This is a genomic window from Aeromonas sp. Y318-1, from assembly GCF_027706125.1.
Classification (GTDB): domain Bacteria; phylum Pseudomonadota; class Gammaproteobacteria; order Enterobacterales; family Aeromonadaceae; genus Aeromonas; species Aeromonas hydrophila.
Map to the genome: position 1 here is coordinate 1 of NZ_JAPDCM010000027.1, position 12,969 is coordinate 12,969.

Sequence of the window (12,969 nt, forward strand, 5' to 3'; positions counted from 1 at the left end):
TAGCGACTAATCAGATCGCACAAACTGGACTGAGTTCCCTTCCTCCGGTGATCTACTATTCGGAACAGCTATTTAGGGCCCTCTCTGTCTTACTATCTACTCTGTATCTCTGCTATCAACACTGATCGGTAGGTTATCTGCTACATAACGAAACGCAGCCAGGACTGCAAGCGTCTAGATAATTTCATGCTGCTGCCCATCATGTTGTTTTGGCTAGCTGGGGTGGCTAGATAACACTACATTCCGCTGAACCGTCATCTTGACTCCGGTACGGGGGTTCCCTTCCAAATGAATCATGTTCAAAAGGTGCCGGTCCGTGATACTCGAAAACTTTTGAGCCATGTGTCTGGCCAACGAATCACTGGCAGTAGTCAAAATCAGATTCATAGACGGCATAGAGGTCGCGACCAATCGGAAGATATCCAACATTGCCACTCGATTAAGGTCATCCAAATGCGCTATCGGCTCGTCAAGAAAGAAACTTCCTCCAGTATTCCGAGCTCTAGCTAGATACAGCGACAAGGCCAGATCCTGACGCTGGCCCTGGCTCAGCTTCCCTTCTGCGTCCAACGCAGATTCATGGCCTTCGGCGAAAACTGTCCACTTCAACGCATCTTCGCCCTCTGAGACTCCTAGGCCCTTATAGACTTCGTTGGCATGCATTCTAGAAAACAGTTCAGCAGCGGGACTGAGCAATGGCTTGAGGCTGGAGACAGTGACATTTTTCACATGCAAAGCGTACTGTTCAATCGCAAGATCCGCTTCAGCGATATAGCCTGTGCCGACTTTCAACTTACTGGTCAACTCAACCAACTCCTGCTCAAGCACTTTCAGCTTTGCAGAATCGCTATCAACACTAACCACCGCTTCGCATTCGTCGAGCATGCGGAAGTATGTCGCTATATCATTACCTCGCTGGCTTACCTGTTGACGCATGAGTTCGTAGGACTGCATCAACACGGGTTGATCACCAAAAAGCTCGCGCCAAAGGGAATCGAAACCACTGGTGGCTTCTACTGCCGCTGCAATACTCGCGTTAAGACCAGAGAGCTCGTTCGCCTTGGCCTGAACGGCTTGTAACAGCCCCTGTACAACAAGAACAAGATGAGCTCTTGCTGGCTCGTACTGGTCGAATTGCTCCTGAAAATGTTTCTTGTAGCTGTCAAGGTGCTCGAACGAAACCGACACTCGAGTTGACGCACCATTAGCGGGAATAATTCCGAAGAACGCCTCCACCTCTGTAAGCTTTGCGAAAATCCGGCTTAGCTGAATCGCGGCGGTCACCCTACTGTTCAAATTTACAAGGCCAGCCACCTGCATTTCGGAGAAGTTCTGAACCCCCATAATTTCAAAATACTTAGTCCTTGTCGCGAATGACTGCAATTCTTGGCTAATTGAGTTAACGCGGGCCAAATAAGTGTCGTACGCTGATTTTTGGGTCGCTGCGAGCGCCAGGGCTTTAACAGCCTCTTGCTCCTTTTGGCGAGCCTGTGACAACGCGCTAGCCGCTGCTTCAAGTGCTGGGGCAAGAACGTTCATATGCGAGGAGATTTCTAACCGCAGTTTATTTGTCGTGCCCCAGTTGTAATTACAGAGCGGACAATGGGCATCATCATGAGTATGGGCAACTTCATTGCCCATTGCTTTCAGTTTTCCTAATACGTTAGAAAACGCGTCAAATTCTGCTTCCGCTCGGATACGCCAATTCTTTGCCACATCGGCCAGACGAACCTTCTCCTCATAATCGATAGCAGGCGCTACCGGATTGGCTATGAGATCATTTTTCTGACGCTCCAAATCCATGATTTTTTGGAAATTAGCCGACAGCAAAGCAGTCGCCTCTTTCCACTGCTCTTGCCGATCAGAACTCCACCCCAGTTCAACAAATCTAGCCGTCAGCTCGGCCTGGCTTAGATCCGCTGCCTGAAAAAACTCTCCCACGCCTTGAGCAGTAGTAGCTGATTGCCATCCTTGGAGAATTAGCAGGCTTTCATCAGCCCATTTCCGTGCACGCTCAGCGTCAGAGACTTTCTGTTGGGCCATGGACAACTCCGATGCTTTAACAGCCTGATCTTCGCTGGCCTGTTTCTGTTCCTGCGTGAGGACATCAACTGATCGACGGAGAGTCCCAATCTGCTGCAAAGCACTGTGGTACTGTGACCACTGTTCATACAGAGTATTCAGCACTACCAAGTGTCGCTGCTGCTTTTGACCGAGTGATTTGACACGTACCTTAGCTTCCCCCAGCCGCTCAGAAATACTTCCTTCAACTGCTGGCGGTAACGCGGTGAAAATTGAGTCAAGATTACTCTGAGCTGTATCTTTGGCTGGAGAGCTAATGGCCAGTGCTGTTTTGATCGTTGTAATCTCAGATCGAACACGTGCAACGCTATCAGCTAGCCCCTTTGTATTGGGGAGTGCTTGTCGGTAATCGCGCAAATCCCGCAACGTGCTGGTGAGATGGCCAAAGCCCAGAATATCGGCAAAAATTTGCTGACGTTCGTCAGCCTTATTATTATCAATCAACAAGGCTAAAGAGTTGGAGTAAAGCCACCGACTATTGCGCAACCACCCACGTTTCGCTTTACGCAATGCGATAGTACTTTTTCCCGAAATAGACTGAGGTGTGAGCATTCCCAGCAGATGTTCATCGTTAATCTTATTCTTTTTTCCACCATCTTGGGTCATCCACAATGAACTGTTGGTTCTGGTAAGTACGTGAAATTTTCCATCAATCAAGCACTCTGCCGAGACTGAAGTTCTACCTTGTCCCCACTGGCACTCCAACGAAGTCCCGTTCAGATCATCGACCTTACCTGTGATCAACCATTCCAAAGCGTAGCAGATGGTACTTTTACCTGTACCGTTGGCTGCATGGATAACGGTTAACGGTGCATCCAACGGCACCACCAACTTATCTGGAATACCCCGAAAATTTTGGATGGTAACGGTTATGAACTTGATGGGTAGGTTATTCATTGAGATTCCACTCTTTACCATGGAGTTCGGCAAGCCTTTGACTGCCCATTTCAGCCAGCAATTCTATCAGCTGGAGGTAGTCGGTATTCTCCGACGCAAAGACTACCGCGTCACCAGGTTCTTCGATGCGTTCGAGACCCAATGACGTTATTCGCTCGTAGCGCTCCCAACCATCCGCCCCCCAAATGACAACATGCTTCCTGACAAACCTTACATCTCTCTCGATATCCAGAATGAACGCCTTGAACTCCTCAGTGACTTGGGTGGTTGCTATCACGAGGTAGCCATCAATGACGAGGCCTGAACGTTCCCGTTGGACGATCAGGGCATCCAAAAACGTTTCTGCAAGCTTGGCCTGACGCAGTGCGTCAGCACCTGTATCAGTGGTAATATTGACCAACAAAATAGAGGCAAAGGAGGCCTCCCAATAACCGAGCTCATTCCCTATCGTACCATCCTGCCAATGTTGATTCGTATCCGATAGATATTGCTGGGTCGAGGCTCTGGAGAAGCCTGCATCTTCAGCTCGACGCCCTATGATTTCAATCAGCTCATTGAGCATCTAACTTCCCCTTTCGGACGAAAATATCTTTCATGAATTGATCGGGTGATGGGGCTTGTGGATCGTCATACACCGATTCAATATCGCCTAAGTTGAACATGTAAACGCTTCTCGCAATCGCAGGTTCAGTGATTGATCCCTTCGGCGCTGGTGGGCTCGTGTAATCGTATCGCCCATCACTGAGTTTCTTGTCTGTGATGTTCCCCCGACCCTGGGCAAAGACAATTAGGCTGGGATGCCCGCCCGGCTGTCGAGCCCAATCAAAAAGATCACCTTCTATTTGTCTGGCGGGATAGTTCTTGTTTGACCAGGCCATGAGGTTGACCTCTCCATGCACAGGGTCATCATGCCGAATATGCCCCTGCTGATCCGGGGAGCACCCCCACTGACTGGCGGGAGGGACGTTTAGGTAACTCAGTGCTTGGACTGTTCTCATCACGTTCTCACCAGATTTGGACAACGCCTCCAGTGAATAATCCTCTCCCGCTCTGACACCAAACAATGTTCGATAGGTGAACCCCGAGTCGTCTGGCAGACCAGCGCTTTGCACCAAGTTATTGAGCAAATCCAGCTCTGTTTTCACAGCTGGCAGATAACCAGGGAATGGAGGATACCTATCGAAGAGTTCATGAAACTCAAGCGACACTGGTTGCATGTCGTCTGCCACAGCTCCCGCAACCAAGCGATGTGCCTTTACAGCAGCCATGGTCAGCTCTGCAGTCCAGTCGAGCGTGAACGTGATAGCACCGCTGGTGCTCCGACGCATGACACGTCCAGATGGATTAACGGTTGCTGGGGTACGTCGGGTTGCGAACTCGACGTCGATCGCCGGAAAGATGCCCGTAGCACTGTACAGCTCGGTAGGACACGCCCCGACACGGTTACTGTTGGCAATCGCAGTGGCAATGGTTGAGTGTATGCGTTGACCGTAGTGATCTGAGACCGAGGTCAATACTTTTTTGAGGCAGGTGACGCTAATGGAGGCAAGGACAAGATTGGGCCTCTTCGAACGGTCCTCTTTCTGGCTAGCCATAATTCGTCGCAATTGCGACCTGGCATTTGAAATCGGGTTAGTAAAATCGTTACCCAAGGTTGGCCAAAGCACAATATCTTCAAACGCTAGGCGGAGCGACACCTCACCGTGCCCGTACCCCGCCTCACCGGTCTCGTTCTCCACAAGCACATAGCAGTTGAAAATACCCTGCGAGGGATCTTTGACCCAACACCAACCCGCCCTGTAACGCTGCAAGGGCGCCGGATCCCAAGTAGGGGCTATCCAAACCATGTCATCTGAATCTTTCCATGCAGCAAGCTGAGCGCCAGTTACGTCACCACAACCCACGAATACGACCACTTGACTACCGGACGAGTCTATTAGCTGGTTGAGTTCCGCCCAATCGCCCGGAGCTGCCGCCTCGGCTCCGCCCGCAACCATCACTGGAAGTGAACCGAAATTATTGAACAGTGTGCCAGTCTTGGGTTGGAGCATGCTTCGCATGAATGGCAAAAACTCTGTCCCTTGCACGAGGGCCATATTGAACCTTTGTTTACGGCCCAGCTTCAACTTGATGTATTCAGTACGGATAGCTGAGATGAGCTCCTGATCATCGTCACTGATCATCTGGTTGCTCGATGGCAGAAGCGATTTTAGCTCATCAAAGAACTTCTCCGAGTGAGACTCAAGCTTGAAGTAGGTCGACTTGATGTGCGGATAGGCGCCCACCATCCGGGAAAGATCATCTTTCTTGTGAAGGCCGGTATGAAGATTGTCGATCCTGGCCCAGACCAAATCACACAGCTGCGCCTGAGTCAGGGTTTTCAATTCAGGATGCTTTTTGAGGGTGGCGGACGCTCCGCGTGCTGCTTTTGCTTTTTTTTCGAACTCTGCTCTGAGGTCTTCGAAGCGTTGTCTGCCACTCCCTGTCATGAACTCGAAAAGCTTACCCTCTGCTCGATCAGATACTGCAACGTAATAGCGGAATGGCTCCCCCGGAGCTGAGGCTATGCCGGGCTTGATGGTCGCGTAGAGGAAGAATTTGCAGATTTCCTGAATGACTTGGGAAAGATAAACGATGCCGTTGTAGCGTTTGCACTGGATCACACCGACAGGAGCGGAATCATCAAGCAAGATGACATCACGCCCTTGATCAGCCCCGTCGTTTAGTCGGCGAGCCTCATCATACCAGCTCTCCGAACCATCCTCAGCTCGTGCAGTGTAGAGGTCTGCCAGGAGCAGCTCAAAATGGGCATCGCCCATCCGTTCAAAGGGTAGTTGGCCACAGTCAAACGCGAAAAGCTCAGGGGTGTTAGGGTTTTCTTCTCGCAGCTGGCGGTTTTCTTCATCGCTACAAAATTGGACATCATTAGTCGTCAAACTTTTGCTCCTTGAGCAGCCTCGACCACTCCGGTGATAGGCGCTGCCTTGACCAGATAGGTCTTGCCCCAGCCGCCCCGACTACACAGCGTGGTTTGGCGGCCCCTTGGCAAGGTTTCAGCCAACTGCTCGGGGGTAAAGGCATGGTGCTGACAAACCCGCTCTAATACCTCGCGCAAAGAGCGGGCTGCACCATCGGCCAATACCTTGAGCACAGCAAGCATCATGACTTCATAGCTGGGCAGGGGTTCTTTCACCGGGTAACCAGAACGAGACAAAACAGGCGTTTATCTTGCCACAGCACCACAGCTGGAGCCAGTTGGTGTCGAGGTCATTGGGAGCAACCTCAAAAAACAAAGTCACCAAAACAAAGGGAAGGCCATGAATTAGCCTTCCCTACGACCGACACACTTATCACGGACGAGTAGGCGCAAAAATGCTACCACATGCGGATTGGTGGTCACGCTTTGCGTGTCAGGATTGGCATCCATGTTCGTCGCAGGGGTAGATGCAGATATAGAGATATCCGTGACTACCCAGGGTATCAGCTTCGCAGGTGAAACCGCCGTGCTGGATAGTGATGCAGCGCTGGCGTTGGGCATCCAGTTCGCCGGTCAGCAGCTTGGCTTCCAGAGCTTTAATGAGCTTCGGGAAAGCCAGGTCGAGCTTGGCTATCTGCGTCTCACTCCATTCACCGATCAGACTGGCCCGATCGGATAGAAAATCGAGCCGGTAGCGACTCTGTATCAGACGAGCGCCAAAGCGTGGCGTCACGGTATGGGGCAAACCCCACTGTGCAAAAATCCGAGTGGGGTGGTCTGGCGCTACGGGGTGTTGGTTGTTGGTGTGGGTGGTTGTCGTGGTCATGATTAGCGATACCTCAGTTGAATGTCGATGCAGGTGCCGGGCACGTTGTGGCGCTGGCGTAGTCTGGTCAGGTGCTCAGGGAGTTCGGTCAGGTTTGTCAGCCGCCCCCGGTAGAGCCGAGAAAGATTGATGTAGTCGGGATGGCTCACGGTGATGGTCACCTGATGCCCAGGTTGCCAACGAGCAAACAGGCGGGCTTTGGCTTGCTTGATGGTGGTGATGCCGGGAGCGGGTAGTGTCTGACGGTTTCGCAGGTGCAGTTTGTTGAGCTCGGGGGCATAGCGATGCACCTCGAGTCCGGTGATAAGACGGGTCATATTCGGTGATTCCAGTGATGCAAAGGGCTAGCCTGTGAGGGCTGGCCCTTTATGCTGTTTGTGGATGAGCGATGAGATGGTCGCGGTGGTTAGCCGTTGTAAAACAGGATGTAGTTCACTCCTGCCTGCTGGGCTGCAGTGATCAAGGGTTGCAGCGCAGGCGGGATCGTATCGAGATCCATGGCAAGGTTCAGGGTGTACTCGTAGGCGGAGTCATCCTTCACGCCGACATGTTCATGGGAGGCCATTTGCTTGACCCATTGCCATTCTGGTACCAGGTCTGCGTCATCGTAGTCGCCGATGATGGAACTCATGGCGACATCCAGCATCTGCATCACCGAATGGCTTGCCAGTGGATTAGGTGTTGTAGGTAGGGTGTTGGTCATTGCATCGTTCCTTGTTGTCTGGGCTGTCGCTCCCTCTGAGCATTGATGAGCGTGAGCACTTGAGCTGTGCGTTGTTACATCTGATTGATAATCGGCTTGAAGTTGAGTCGGTCCAGCAGGTGCCGCGAGCCGTATTGGGCTACCAGCCGGTCTATGGCCATCTGGGCGCAGGCCGCTCTGCTGGGCTTATTCTCAGGCATGGCGTAACGCGCGGTCAGCCAGCCACCGAGCAGGGCTATGCGGTAGCCGCTCGGGATGTGGGTGAGTGAGGTGCCTATCCCCCTCCCATGAATAAGGAAAGGCACGGCCTGCCCACCGAGGTCGATATCCATGCGCTGGCCCTTGAGCTCAAAGGTGGTGAGCTCGCCGGTCTGTGGATGCTTGCCCGGCACCTTGATGGTGATGTTCTTCGCCATCTCACACCTCCGGCTTGGCTTCAAAGTGGTGGGTCACCGTGCCCGCTTCCGGGTCGATGCTGATAAACGCCGGGGCTTGCGGGTGGTACTGATAGAGCCGCGCCAGTTCGGCACGAAACGCCTCAACGTTTGGCGCAATCACATGGCTGGTATCCCCTTCGGCGTAGGTAAAGGTCTCCAACTTCTCTGTGTGAATCCAGATGCCGAAATACCAGGCGTCTTCCTCGGTATCGTATTGTTGCCAGCCCTGGGCCAGCAGCGTCCGGTCGTAGTAGTAACGGTCAGCCTGATGGCTGCCACGGTCGATGCGGCAACCCGTCACGGTGAGCTCAAACGGGATACGCCCCGCCTTGTGTGCTTTCTTGACCCGGCGCAGCAGCTTGAGGGCCTTGGCTCTGCTACGGCCATTACCGAGCGGTTGCGACTGCCTGGCCCGCAATACCAGATGGGTCATTATCTTCGGTGCGGTGTTGTGGTTGAGCTGGCCGATAGCGGCGGTGAGTTGTCGGGCGGACAGAGTCTTGTAATCACGTAAGTCATGCATGGTTGGGCTTCCTTCAAATGCAAACAGCCCCTCGGCGTGAGGGGCTGTGAGAGGTCTTGTGTGTGCTGGTGGCCGTGGCTCAGGTGTGACTACTCCAATCCGGCTTGTCATTACTACCGTGGTTGACGTAGGCCCCGACAATTACCCGTTGCCACTCACCGACCGGCTGACCCGCTGCATTACAGGCGCAGCGAAAGCGGGCGAAGTTAATCTCACGCGGCAGGTGCTCACGCATATCACGTGGACTGACAAAGAGCGTGGTCTTGTGCAACACAGGGTTGGGGGCCACCAGCGGGCCACCAATACGTCGCCCCTCCACATCGTGGGCATAGGCAAAGCCCGGCAGCATCAACTGCTGACTGATGAGCTTGGCAAGCCCTGAGTGAGCACACATGGCCTCCGCTACGGAGGCCTGGCTAAAGCTGTCGTTGAATTCGATCATGGGTGTTTCTCCTTTTCCTCCGGTGAACGGTAAGCAGCTGCCAGTAGCGCAAACTGTTCGACCAGATAGCTGATACTGATGCCCAGTTCATCGCTCACCCCATCCCCTAGACGGTGATGCAGGTGTGCCATGTCATCGGCGACACGTTGGGCTAGGTGGGCCATTGAACTCGGTGGCGAGCTTGCCACTGTCAGGGTGATGTAGAGATCCATCACATCTCTCCCCAGGGTGCTTGCTCCCACAGTGACAGCCGGGTCAGCACGTCTTGTGCGAGAGCCTGTTGCAACTGCTGTAGTACCTTCACAAGCCGTGGGGCCTGCTCAGGGCTCCCGGTCCATTCGCTCGATTGGTACAGGGCGCAGCAGGTGAACTTGTAGAGGGCCACCAGCTCGCTATCGGTGAGTGGAGCCTGGTGGTAACGGTGGGCAGGTTTAAGCGGACTCAGCTTGGTAGAGCGGTGCTGAAGTGGTTGATGACGCCCCAGCTGATAGCGATGCCAGACTGCACGCCGGTTGGCGAGCATCATCAGCCGTACCAGCCGGTCTACCCGCCACGTCCAGGTACTGGTGACATCCATTGGCGAGTTCCACCAGAGGGTGCGCAGCAACTCAAGGATGTAGTGCGGTGGCATGGGTGCGTTGCAAAAGCGGTGCAACTGCACGGCAAAGGCCAGGTAATCCTTGCGGTCGATCATAAAAGCAGACATGTGGATGAATCCTTGAAATGAACAAGGCCACCTTGGTGAGGTGGCCTTGGGGGTTGTGTCGGGATATCCGGATCATGGTGTTGGACCTGATGATCCTGGTTTGATGATCCAGGTTATCTGGTGGAAATGTGATCGGTATGCATGTTATTCGGCGATCGTCAAGCATGTTATTGCTGTGCCCGCGCTGCGTCTTGGTAAGCCGCATCGAACAGGATGGCGTAGAGCGCACAATCAATGCCGTTGACGGCGTCGTGGTGCGGGTAATAGGGCGGTGTGTCGCTGGAGCATTCGAAGTAGTCGCCAAAACAACTGAGGCACTCGCGGATCTCGATGGTGGATCCCCGCAGCAAGGTCTCTTCAAACTGCTTGGCATAACCCTCGTCGTCACGGGCCTTGGTGACGGCCTTTTCCAGCAACGTCAGCGCATCCTCGTTGCAGGCGGTTGTCAGGCCATGGCGTAGCTTGCCCAGGGTTTCCTCAAGGGCATAGGGATTGGGTAATCGCATGGTGCGTGTCCCTTCTTGGATTGGCTAACGGCGCAGATGATGCAGCAGCGCATCGATGGCCTCGACACAATCGCTCTGGGTGAGTTGGTAGCCGCTCGGCAGGTGAGCCACGATGGCGGGCTCGGCCTGCATCTCGACGTTGTCAGCAAGCCAGCAACGCAATTCGAGGATGATATCGAGGGCAGTGAGGTGGGTTTTGTCTGGAGTAAGGCTCATAGCTGACCTCTTTCGGCCATCGAGACTAAGCCCTCAGCACCGACTACCAGATGGTCGAGCAGTCGCACATCCACCAGCGCCAAGGCCTCTTTGAGGGCTTGGGTAAAGACCCGGTCAGATTGACTGGGTTCCGGGTCACCGCTGGGGTGATTATGGACGGCGATGATGGCCCCGCAGTTGAGTAGCAAGGCCCGCTTGACCACTTCCCGTGGGTAGATGCTGGCACTGTCGAGAGTGCCGCGAAATAGCTCCTCAAAGGCCAGTACACGATGTTGGGAGTCGAGGAACAGTGCACCAAACACTTCGTGCTCCCGGTCCTGCAGCAAGGTTTGTAACCGTTCGGCGGCCTCAGTGGTACTGGTGATAGCGGTGCCTTTGGCCAGGCGTTTGCGGGCAATCTGGTTGGCGATGCGCAGCAGGTCTTGCTCGGTCACTGGTTCGGTGACGACATAGGTGCCGGGGCATTCCCCAGCTTTCAGTTTGTGGTAACGCATGTAGGGTTCTCCAAATAAACAAAACCCCGGCACGCATGAAGCATGTCGGGGTTAAAGGTTGAGCGGTTGTTGGTTCACTTTGAGGGTAGTTCAGTTGGTCTTGGTGGCGGCTTCTGCTCCTGCTCCGGCTGTAGGGGCACGCTTCACCGGCATCAGCAATCCGGGGACCTGCAGGGTGAGCGGGATAGCGAGCGCAACGCTCAGCCATTCCGCCAGCTCATAGGCTTGGCCGATAGTGTCGTAGTCAGCTATCCAGGTAGCCAGCGCCAATCCACTGGCTTCTACCGCTCGCAAGTAAACGCCGTAGCCGTGCACGGGCAGGGCGCTGCCCCGAACCACTTGCGTCTCGCCATTACGATTGATGGCTTCAAGTTCAACGGTTACCGGTTGTTTTGGCATCTTGTGCCTCCTCTTGGGGTAAGGGGTCACTCTCCACACGATAGCCGTGATGGATGCAGGCACGCTGCAGGTCACTCATAAAGCTTCCCAGCACGCGGGGCTGCTCAGAGAGTGGTACGGGTCCTGCCTGGCTGCGCCAGAAACAGCGACGCTTAGGGTCCACACAGATTTCATCCACGGGCTGGCTCATGGTGTGCCAGTCCTCGGCATTGGTGAGGGAGAGCAGTTGCCACTGCACGCCAGACCAACGCACTTGCAAGGTGACTGTGCGGGCTGGTGGGCTATCCGGTGTCAGGTGCAGCAGCCAACGCTGACCACTGCGAGTGGGGGTTAGCTTGGCGCTGGTGGCGACTCGTCCCAGCCACTGGCGTGAGTAGTGGGAGAGAGCTAATTCTTGGGTCATCGTGACCTCCTAATCTCCTGCGACCGTGATGCTGAAGCATTCCAGCCGGCAGTAGGCGATGAAGTTGCGCTGCCAGATATCGAACAGCTCCCGCGCTTCGGCCAGTCGCAGTGGTCCCCAGCCCAACATGCTGTGCTCGCCGTCGAGGAAGTTGAAATCAAGCTCTTTACAAAGCTCCGCATCCTGGCCCAGCCCCTGATAGCTAAAGTCGGTAACGTAATCGAACAGCCAGTCGTCAAGGCCGCGCACCAGGCGTATTTCGACCGGGTGAACGCCACCTTGTTCGGCGCTGTAACCGGGGTTACGGAAGTTGAAGGTCAACTGAGTGCAGCGCCCCAGATCGAGATCGGTACGTTCGGCTTCTTGGCTGAGTAGAGCCAACAGTGCTTGGCTGACAGGCAGGCTGATGCCGTCCCGGTGAAAGGGAATAGTCATGGTAGTGCTCCTTGAAAGTGTGAGGTAGCGGCAGTGACTCAGTCGGTGAGCCAGGACCAGAGGCGGCTTACTGCGTGAGCGGCTAATACGCCGGTAGCCAGGGGGACCCAGCTTGGCGATGTCGCGAGAGTGGTCAGGGTGATAGCTGAGGTGGCAAGCGTTATGCAATCAGACGTTGTGCGCTCGCGGCTCAACACGGTCATAGCTGGGGGAATGATGGTGGTCTGCTGAGTACGGAGGGCTGCTTTCGCCACCGCGGTTGCTACTTGGCTGATCTGTGTCGAGTGGTGGATACCGTGGATGCACCACATCACGAAGTGTTCACAGTTACTGAACAACACATCGTAACGGTGTTCGCCCAGCCGTGTGCGGGCACGTTCGAGGCTCTCCTTTCGGTCATACCGCCTAACAGGGCAAAATTTGCACCAGACCGGCTTACCATCGGAAAACGCATCCAGAGAAGTCATCACTATCTCACCGGGTTGGCCGTGATTAGGCCCCTGGTAGTGGATAACGAGGTCGCCCCCGACATAGAGGCCGTGGTGGGTATAACCGTGGCGAGCGGTCACCAGATGATCGCCTGGGGTGAATCGAGACATGAAGATAACTCCTTGTGGTCAAACATAAAAACGAAGCAGGGCACCTCGTGGGTGCCCTGTTATCAGTGTGGAAAAGTGACGACGTTATTTGTGCAGCATCAGGGTACGAGAATCCCAGACCCAGGTTTCGGCGGGGTTGCCTGGCAAAGCTAATGTGAAGCCGTTGGTATCATGCGTCAGCTTGCCAAGATCGCTGCAGGTGCCGAAGGTGGGAGTGAGCAAGGGAAGCGTATCCGAGCGGATGACGGCTAAATAACTGATCCCAATAGTGCTACACCTTCGCTGTGCCATAGCCATTCCCCGGGAAAGGAGACACGGTATCCA

The 12,969-nt window shown here is 54.4% G+C and carries 19 protein-coding genes and 1 pseudogene; all 20 read right to left on the reverse strand.

Going from position 1 to position 12,969, the window contains the following annotated elements; all coding sequences use genetic code 11:
* Positions 1-213: 213 nt before the first annotated feature.
* Positions 214-2,979, reverse strand: a complete 2,766-nt coding sequence (locus tag OKB87_RS22945) for an AAA family ATPase (RefSeq protein WP_270828595.1) — start codon at positions 2,977-2,979, stop codon at positions 214-216.
* Positions 2,972-3,541, reverse strand: a complete 570-nt coding sequence (locus OKB87_RS22950) for a hypothetical protein (RefSeq protein WP_270828596.1) — start codon at positions 3,539-3,541, stop codon at positions 2,972-2,974. The genes OKB87_RS22945 and OKB87_RS22950 overlap by 8 nt, the downstream gene beginning before the upstream one ends.
* The gene (locus OKB87_RS22955) at positions 3,531-5,915 is read right to left on the reverse strand and encodes an ABC-three component system protein (RefSeq protein ID WP_270828597.1); all 2,385 of its coding nucleotides are present in this window, start codon (positions 5,913-5,915) and stop codon (positions 3,531-3,533) included. The genes OKB87_RS22950 and OKB87_RS22955 overlap by 11 nt, the downstream gene beginning before the upstream one ends.
* Complete coding sequence (locus OKB87_RS22960) at positions 5,912-6,172, reverse strand: winged helix-turn-helix domain-containing protein (protein ID WP_270828598.1); 261 nt, start codon at positions 6,170-6,172, stop codon at positions 5,912-5,914. The genes OKB87_RS22955 and OKB87_RS22960 overlap by 4 nt, the downstream gene beginning before the upstream one ends.
* Positions 6,173-6,389: 217 nt before the next feature.
* Complete coding sequence (locus tag OKB87_RS22965) at positions 6,390-6,782, reverse strand: type IV toxin-antitoxin system YeeU family antitoxin (RefSeq protein ID WP_270828599.1); 393 nt, start codon at positions 6,780-6,782, stop codon at positions 6,390-6,392.
* A gap of 2 nt (positions 6,783-6,784) precedes the next feature.
* Entirely contained in the window at positions 6,785-7,099 is a 315-nt protein-coding gene (locus OKB87_RS22970; protein WP_021137999.1) for a hypothetical protein, read from the reverse strand.
* An 89-nt stretch (positions 7,100-7,188) separates the two neighbouring features.
* Positions 7,189-7,485 (reverse strand): hypothetical protein, encoded by a 297-nt coding sequence (locus tag OKB87_RS22975; protein WP_125596618.1) that lies wholly within the window; start codon positions 7,483-7,485, stop codon positions 7,189-7,191.
* A 74-nt stretch (positions 7,486-7,559) separates the two neighbouring features.
* Positions 7,560-7,901 carry a hypothetical protein gene (locus OKB87_RS22980; protein ID WP_270666857.1) on the reverse strand — a complete coding sequence of 114 codons (342 nt, stop codon included), beginning with the start codon at positions 7,899-7,901 and terminating at the stop codon, positions 7,560-7,562.
* A gap of 1 nt (position 7,902) precedes the next feature.
* On the reverse strand, positions 7,903-8,445 hold the full coding sequence (locus OKB87_RS22985; RefSeq protein ID WP_029303521.1) for a hypothetical protein: 543 nt from the start codon (positions 8,443-8,445) through the stop codon (positions 7,903-7,905).
* 79 nt (positions 8,446-8,524) lie between these two features.
* Positions 8,525-8,887: a hypothetical protein gene (locus OKB87_RS22990; RefSeq protein WP_043170869.1), complete on the reverse strand. Its 363-nt coding sequence runs from the start codon at positions 8,885-8,887 to the stop codon at positions 8,525-8,527.
* Positions 8,884-9,099 (reverse strand): hypothetical protein, encoded by a 216-nt coding sequence (locus OKB87_RS22995; protein WP_029303599.1) that lies wholly within the window; start codon positions 9,097-9,099, stop codon positions 8,884-8,886. Before OKB87_RS22995 ends, OKB87_RS22990 begins: the two co-directional genes overlap by 4 nt.
* Complete coding sequence (locus tag OKB87_RS23000; RefSeq protein ID WP_043852061.1) at positions 9,099-9,593, reverse strand: hypothetical protein; 495 nt, start codon at positions 9,591-9,593, stop codon at positions 9,099-9,101. The genes OKB87_RS22995 and OKB87_RS23000 overlap by 1 nt, the downstream gene beginning before the upstream one ends.
* A gap of 167 nt (positions 9,594-9,760) precedes the next feature.
* Positions 9,761-10,099 carry a hypothetical protein gene (locus OKB87_RS23005; protein ID WP_238138594.1) on the reverse strand — a complete coding sequence of 113 codons (339 nt, stop codon included), beginning with the start codon at positions 10,097-10,099 and terminating at the stop codon, positions 9,761-9,763.
* Between the two features lie 24 nt (positions 10,100-10,123).
* Positions 10,124-10,315, reverse strand: coding sequence for a hypothetical protein (locus OKB87_RS23010; RefSeq protein WP_021137992.1), 192 nt, complete (start codon positions 10,313-10,315; stop codon positions 10,124-10,126).
* On the reverse strand, positions 10,312-10,809 hold the full coding sequence (gene radC, locus OKB87_RS23015; protein ID WP_259584855.1) for a RadC family protein: 498 nt from the start codon (positions 10,807-10,809) through the stop codon (positions 10,312-10,314). The genes OKB87_RS23010 and radC overlap by 4 nt, the downstream gene beginning before the upstream one ends.
* A gap of 90 nt (positions 10,810-10,899) precedes the next feature.
* Positions 10,900-11,208 carry a hypothetical protein gene (locus OKB87_RS23020; RefSeq protein ID WP_171269239.1) on the reverse strand — a complete coding sequence of 103 codons (309 nt, stop codon included), beginning with the start codon at positions 11,206-11,208 and terminating at the stop codon, positions 10,900-10,902.
* Positions 11,183-11,611: a hypothetical protein gene (locus OKB87_RS23025; protein ID WP_171269238.1), complete on the reverse strand. Its 429-nt coding sequence runs from the start codon at positions 11,609-11,611 to the stop codon at positions 11,183-11,185. Before OKB87_RS23025 ends, OKB87_RS23020 begins: the two co-directional genes overlap by 26 nt.
* A 9-nt stretch (positions 11,612-11,620) precedes the next feature.
* Positions 11,621-12,046, reverse strand: coding sequence for a DUF2787 domain-containing protein (locus OKB87_RS23030; RefSeq protein ID WP_099992304.1), 426 nt, complete (start codon positions 12,044-12,046; stop codon positions 11,621-11,623).
* 38 nt (positions 12,047-12,084) lie between these two features.
* Positions 12,085-12,645, reverse strand: coding sequence for a lecithin retinol acyltransferase family protein (locus tag OKB87_RS23035; RefSeq protein ID WP_171269237.1), 561 nt, complete (start codon positions 12,643-12,645; stop codon positions 12,085-12,087).
* 84 nt (positions 12,646-12,729) lie between these two features.
* Positions 12,730-12,969 (reverse strand): annotated as a pseudogene (locus tag OKB87_RS23040) (hypothetical protein); the annotation flags it as partial.